The organism is Kluyvera ascorbata ATCC 33433 (assembly GCF_000735365.1).
In the GTDB taxonomy this organism is placed as follows: Bacteria; Pseudomonadota; Gammaproteobacteria; order Enterobacterales; family Enterobacteriaceae; genus Kluyvera; species Kluyvera ascorbata.
Genome location: NZ_JMPL01000233.1, coordinates 1 through 866 on the forward strand (window position 1 = coordinate 1; position 866 = coordinate 866).

1 protein-coding gene is annotated in these 866 nt (G+C 32.5%); it reads left to right on the forward strand.

The genetic code is table 11. The annotated features are described in order from the left end of the window. Nucleotides 1-754 (forward strand): glycosyltransferase family 2 protein (locus tag GKAS_RS23350; RefSeq protein WP_035897919.1); only part of this gene is annotated, 754 nt, incomplete at its 5' end. Between the last annotated feature and the right edge of the window lie 112 nt (nucleotides 755-866).

An 866-nucleotide genomic window follows, 5' to 3' on the forward strand; every position in this document is an offset into this window, starting at 1 on the left:
TCTTAGCGTAATAGAACCCTATATTGATGGCAGAGACATTTCGTATTTTTTTAAAAATAATGGTGGCGCTGCGGACGCGAAAAATTATGGCGCATCAGTAGCTAACGGTCAGTATATTATTTTTCTGGACAGTGATGATTATTTGTTCAATCCTGATGAGTTATTAGGTTTTATACAGGAAACTCGTGATAGTCACTATGATTTTTATTATTCAAAAAGTGTCATTATAAAAAAAGATGATATTCAAATAGAAGAATTATCTCCCGCAGAAACAATCATAGCTGAAAATATATATCATTATGTGTTATCATTCCCACTTAATTATCCAGGGAAACCGACATATATATTTAGCCGTGATGCATTTTTACGATCTGGCGGGTTTTCTAAACATTTCAAATGGGGAGATGCTATGCTTTTTTGGAGAATATTCTTGAAGAATTCTGTTTGCTGTCAGATTGATTTTCCAAGTTACATATATGACCAAAGTGATAATCAGAGTATAAGCCGAAACCATGATGAAAATTACTATAATAATGTATATACGACGCTTTCTACAACTTATGACGCAATAAAAGAAGAATTGGCCGAGAAAAGATACAAGATGAACTGGGTTCTGGTACTTTGTCTACTTGCATTTCGACGTAAAGATATATATTCATTCATTAAATACTTACCACTAATTATAGTAAATCCAATTGCATCATTAAAATCAATGTCTTTAATACTAAAAAATAGAAGTGCGAAGTTGAAGTGATTTCAAAAATTGGCAGAGAGATCATTTTCTGCCTAATCGAATAGGTTGTTATGACATGGGCTAGCTCATGTATAGTGTAGGATAGAATATGAACTANGTGCAGGAATTTATT